This is a genomic window from Halolamina sp., assembly GCF_036626355.1.
GTDB lineage: Archaea > Halobacteriota > Halobacteria > Halobacteriales > Haloferacaceae > Halolamina.
Genome location: NZ_JAZKRY010000128.1, coordinates 1 through 5,350, shown reverse-complemented (window position 1 = coordinate 5,350; position 5,350 = coordinate 1). Strand labels below are relative to the sequence as shown.

Annotated in this window: 5 protein-coding genes; 1 reads left to right on the top strand and 4 read right to left on the bottom strand. The window is 64.4% G+C overall.

All coding sequences use genetic code 11. From position 1 onward, the window contains the following. On the bottom strand, nt 1-640 hold a 640-nt coding region (locus V5A38_RS14305; protein ID WP_332326439.1), incomplete at its 3' end, for an MFS transporter. Nucleotides 641-770: 130 nt separating this feature from the next. Between V5A38_RS14305 and V5A38_RS14300 the strand changes: the two genes are divergently transcribed. Next, nucleotides 771-1,718 carry a D-2-hydroxyacid dehydrogenase gene (locus V5A38_RS14300; RefSeq protein WP_332326438.1) on the top strand — a complete coding sequence of 316 codons (948 nt, stop codon included), beginning with the start codon at nt 771-773 and terminating at the stop codon, nt 1,716-1,718. A 30-nt stretch (nt 1,719-1,748) separates the two neighbouring features. Here V5A38_RS14300 and asd read toward each other — a convergent pair whose 3' ends face one another. The 3 genes from asd to V5A38_RS14285 all read right to left on the bottom strand — a co-directional run bounded on the left by asd (nt 1,749) and on the right by V5A38_RS14285 (nt 5,219). Next, on the bottom strand, nt 1,749-2,780 hold the full coding sequence (gene asd / locus V5A38_RS14295) for an aspartate-semialdehyde dehydrogenase (protein WP_332326437.1): 1,032 nt from the start codon (nt 2,778-2,780) through the stop codon (nt 1,749-1,751). A gap of 828 nt (nt 2,781-3,608) precedes the next feature. Next, nucleotides 3,609-4,466 carry a spondin domain-containing protein gene (locus V5A38_RS14290; RefSeq protein ID WP_332326436.1) on the bottom strand — a complete coding sequence of 286 codons (858 nt, stop codon included), beginning with the start codon at nt 4,464-4,466 and terminating at the stop codon, nt 3,609-3,611. A 189-nt stretch (nt 4,467-4,655) separates the two neighbouring features. Then, nucleotides 4,656-5,219, bottom strand: a complete 564-nt coding sequence (locus V5A38_RS14285) for a class I SAM-dependent methyltransferase (RefSeq protein ID WP_332326435.1) — start codon at nt 5,217-5,219, stop codon at nt 4,656-4,658. Nucleotides 5,220-5,350: the final 131 nt, after the last annotated feature.

Sequence of the window (5,350 nt, the reverse complement as noted above, 5' to 3'; positions counted from 1 at the left end):
CGGCCGGCAGCAGTCGGGTCCGCACCTCTGTGAGGAGTTCGCTCACCGCGGGCTGTGTCTCCGGCCGGGGTGCAGCACTGTCGTCGAGAAAGAGCACGACGAGCGTCGAGAGCAGGCTGGCGACAACGATGACCAGATAGAGCCCCTCCGGCGCGAGCATCCCCAGGAGGAGCCCGACAGTGAACTGGCCGCCGGTGAAGCCTGCGGCGCGCGCGGCGTTGAAGAATCCCAGCGAGCGGCCACGCCCGTCGGCGCCGCCGCGAGCCGACACCACAGCGAGCATGACCGGCGCGAAGCCCACGGCGAACACCGCGTAGAGCCCCCTGGAGAGCACCGGTACCCAGACGCCCGAGAAGAGAAACAGCGGCAGGATCGCGACGGTCGCGCCGAGTCCCGTGAGCACGAGGACGGTCCGGCGGCGACCTGTCACGTCGGCAACGGCGCCCCAGAACGGCGAGAAGACGGTCATTCCGAGGAAGTAGGCGGTCGTCACGAGGCCGACGACGAGCGCAGAGGCGTCGTTCCGACCGAGATAGAACGCCAGCCCGGTGCCGAGCAGGATGCCCGAGCCGAACCGCGCAGCTGCGGCCACCGCGATGAGGAGCTGCTGCCGGGAATCCTCCGAGAGCACGGCGGACATTCAGCGAGCATGGATAAAGCGCCCGTGGTTCCGGCCAGCTCTGCGAGCCGTTCCCCCAGGCACCGGCTCGTGCACGTCGCGCACTGCCGAGAGGGATACACTCTTTTCGACCCCGGTACGATTCCGGCACATGACCGAACCCGATATCCTCCTCTTACGACAGAAGGTCCACGGGCTCCCCGCCTCCGAGCATGCGGCGGCGCTCCGCGATCGGCTCCCTGACGCCGACATCGCCGTCGCCGAAACGCCCGACGAAGAGCGAGAACTCGTGGAGAAGGCCCGGATCATCTCCGGTTTCAATATGGACGAGGCGCTCATCGAGCGCGCCGACGAGATGGAGCTGTTCGCCTGCTGTTTCGCTGGCTACGGCCATCTCCCGCTCGACAGCTTCGAGGAAAGGGGCGTCCCCGTCACCAACGCTTCGGGCGTTCACGGACCTAACATCGCCGAGTACGTCATCGGGGCGCTGGTGTCGATGGCGCGGAACTTCAACCAGGCCCACAGACAGCAGGACGAGCGGGTCTGGAAGACGTTCGGGAGCCGGGAGCTGAAGGGTTCGACAGTCACCGTCGTCGGCCTCGGCGCCATCGGCCAGGCCGTCGTTGAGCGACTGGAGCCGTTCGGCGTCGAGACTATCGGCGTGCGATACACGCCGGAGAAGGGTGGGTCGACCGACGAGGTGCTCGGCTTCGACGAGATTCACGACGCGCTCGCCCGGACGGACGCGCTCGTGCTCGCCTGCCCGCTGACAGACGAGACCGAAAAGCTCGTCGACTACGACGCGTTCCGCACGATGCAGCCCCACGCGCATCTGGTGAACATCGCCCGCGGCGGCATCGTCGACACCGACGCACTGGTCAACGCGCTCCGGAGTCACCACATCGAGGCGGCGTTCCTCGACGTGACCGACCCCGAACCGCTCCCCCGCGACCACCCGCTCTGGGGGTTCAACAACGTCCAGATTACGCCGCACAACGCGGGCCACACGCCGAAATACTTCGAGCGGCTGGCCGACATCACCGCCGAGAACTACCGGCGACTGGAGCGCGGCGAGGAGCTGAAGAACCGGGTACTGTAGCTCGTCGCTGACTAGGTGTCTGAGCCGGTTTCAAACCCAGCCCTCGTTGGCCAGCAGTTCGCCGTTGAGGATCGACGCGCCGGCGGCGCCCCGAATCGTGTTGTGTGCGAGGCAGTTGTACTGGACGCCATCCGGTGTTTCACGCAGTCCGCCCGCGGAGATCTGCATCCCCTTCCCGCGCATGCGGTCGAGTCGGGGCTGCGGGCGCTCGGGATCGTCGAAGACGTGAATCGGGCGCTCGGGCGCCGAGCGGAGGTCGATGCCCTCGAACTCGGTGAGCGCTTCGTGGATCTCCTCGGCGTCGGGGTCCTCGGAGAGTTCAGCGAAGACGTTCTCCAGGTGACCGTCCAGGGACGGGACGCGGTTACAGGAAGCTGCGACTTCGACGTCGTGCAGCGATAGTTCGCCGTCGGTTACGTCGCCGAGCAGCTTCTTCGATTCGGTCTCCATCTTCTCTTCCTCACCCCCGATGTGTGGGAGGACGTTGTCGAGAATCTCCATCGAGGTGACGCCGGAGTAGCCCGCGCCCGAGACCGCCTGCAGCGTCGAGACGTGAACTCGCGAGAGGCCGAACTCGTCGAGTGCGGCGAGGGTCGGCACCATCGTGATGGTCGAGCAGTTGGGGTTCTTGACGAGCGCGCCGTCCCAGTCGCGCGCCTCGCGCTGGGTGTCGATGAGGTCGAGATGGTCGGCGTTCACCTCCGGGATGGTGAGGGGCACGTCCGCGGCCATCCGCTCGTTCGAGGAGTTCGAGGAGACGACGTAGCCAGCACGGCAGAGTTCGGGCTCGATCTCGGCGGCGACACCGGAGGGCAGCGAGGAGAACAGCAGGTCCACGTCAGGGATGGCGTCGACGGCGGTCTCCCGGACCCGCATCGCCGCCACCTCGTCCGGAATCGGGGTGTCGACCCGCCATTTGGCCGCGTTGCGGTAGCGCTCCCCGGCGCTTTCGGGGCTCGCAGTAAGCACGACGATTTCGAACGTCGGGTGGTCTTCGAGTAACTGGACGAACCGCTGGCCCACGGCGCCGGTGGCGCCGAGGATACCGACACGTACAGACATTACCATGCGTCGGTGTGGCGTGCGTAAGTGCGTTCGGGTTTTGGCCGGAATAGCCCTACAGGCGTCCGATTTTGTAGGTTTTGGCTATTCTGCCTGCTTCAGCTGTAAATCGTCGGAAATGAGTCGGCGATGGTGACGAATCGTCGTCGTAGAGGAGTACGGCGCCGGTCTGCCGTGGTCGTCGTAGAGCAGTCCGGCGCCGGTCTGCCGTGGTCGTCGTAGTGGAGTCCGGCGCCGGTCGGTCGTCGCCACCGCTCCAGGCGGAAGGCGTATACAGCGTCCGCGAGTACGCTCAATAGCGTGCCTCAAATCCCCGCCCGAGTACTCCCGTTTCGGGAACGATGACCGTGCGGCGAACCCGGGTACGCAACAGGGCCGTGCTGTCCCGTATCAGCACATTGGACGGCTTCGCCGTCCCGCTCGTGGCGTAACCACTGCGCCCGGCACGAGGGTTAGCCAGCCGACGCGGCACGCAGCCCCGGGATGAGGCTGGCAGTTAGTGTTCCGGGCGACATTTCGATCAGTCAGCCACTGCTGGGCAGTACGTGAACCGTCTCTCTGCCGTTCCATCGACGCCAGCACCCTGCCACAGTTGACTGCGGCCGTCTCGTGACAGCCAACCGGTAATCTTGTCCGACAACAACATTTCGGTATGAACGGTCCGTTACTCGTCTACGGTACATTCGAGGCGAAAGTCTCGCCCTTCAGGGCGGGGAGGATGTGAAAAATCGACTCCTCCGGTTTCCGACTGGAACGACTGGAGGGCCAGGGGTCTCTTCCTCGTTTGAGACCCCCACGTACCGCACTGAACCTGCTCCTGTCTCTCCGCTACTGTGGCGTAATGATCACGTTGATCACGTCGCTCGGATCGGGATAGCTGTAGCCGTCCTCGACAGTATCGACCGGTCGAAGTTGACGGACAACACCGTTTTCGTCCGGTCCTTTGTCCGGATTCCCGAACTCAAGGCCCTGCCGAGGGGCTTGATTGGGACTGCCGCTGCTGGGAGACTCGTTGGGCTCGGTGCCGGCGTCCCAGAGCGCGATTTCGTCGGTCACGGAGACGGTGTCACGTATGTTGGAGAGCTTGATACCTCCCATCCCTGGCGCGAAGAACACGTCGTTCGAGGGCACGAACATGGTTGCGAACGTCAGTTTCTGCCCTCGCGTCGCCTCGATGTCGAACTCGAACGCGCCGCCGGGGGCGATCGGCGGTGCGCCGGGCACCGACCCCAGTGGATCGTTGGGGTCGGCGACGGTATCTGCCGGCGTCCACGCTCCCGCGTGGACGACGCTTTCGGTATTCTTGAGTTCCGTGACGAGCGAGTCGTTCTCGGGGGTGCCACCCGGTCTGCCCGCCTCGGCGATTGCTTCGAGTCCGGAACTGGCGGCCTGTCGCCGCGTGAAGACCGGATTCTTTCCGTTGTAGACGGCATAGGCCCCGGGCGTGATCCACACTGCGCCGCCAGTCGACTTCGGCATGTTCGGTGCGGTCGGATATTCGTCCAACGACGCGGTGTTCTCGATTCGGGCCGTGTACTCTCTCGTGTCTGACCCTCTGGCTGCGCCTATCCCGGTCGTCAGGCCTGCTGCACCAACTGTCGCGAGTCCTGCGAGTGTCGCCCGTCGTGTGAGCGCGGTTCGATTCTCCTCGTTCGTATCGTCCGGTGAACTGTGGTTCGTTTCCATGGTCTCTGGGGGGTGTCCCTGGACGTACTGTTGCAGAATTGTCAAAAAAGAATTTTTCAACATATCTCCAAGATAGCTCCGAATTCCGTTGAAACTCCGTTCACATCTCGGCTATAACTATCCAGACCGCTGTCCCAACTCGTTCGATGAAGCCCCAGTGAATCTACAACCGACTGGTCGACTGGGTATCTACTGAGTGGCTCGCGTCGCCGTCACGAGGAACGTCTCTGTCCTGATCGCCTCGAATTCGACTGTGAACCCCACTTCCTCGAGCGCGGTAACTGCGTCGCCCAGGCCATAGCGCTCGTCAGCTGGTGGGCCGCTCTCGCCCTCGCCACTCGCGGCCCAGTCGGCGACGACCAGCCGCCCGCCCGGGTGGATGACGCGGGCGAGTTCGCCGAGGGATTCCTCGCTGGCGAACTCGTGGTAGGTCATCGTCGAGAACGCGGCGTCGAGGGCGTTGTCGTCGAACGGCAGGTCCGCAACGTCGGTCGTCACGAGATCGACGTTCTCTGGCACGCCTTTCTCGCGGTACTGTTCGTGCATCGCCGACTGGAGGTCGACGCCCCACACGCGATCGGCGGCCGGCGCCACGTCGTCAGTGTAGAATCCGGTGCCGCTCCCGAGGTCGGCGACTGTCTCCGCACCCGAGAGGTCGAGCGCCCAGAGCAGTTCCTCGGCAGAGAGGTACCGGTACCGCGCGGCGTCCTCGAGCTTGTCGGCCCGCTCGACGTCGAACGTGTGGTGGCCCATGCGTGAACCTCTGACTCTGGCCAAGTAACAGTTACGCGGAACCAGTTCGTCCAGAGAGTTCTCTGGAGATGTTTTGACCTCGAGGCCTGCCGGGACAATGTTTAATAATTATCATACCGTATTAGATTAGG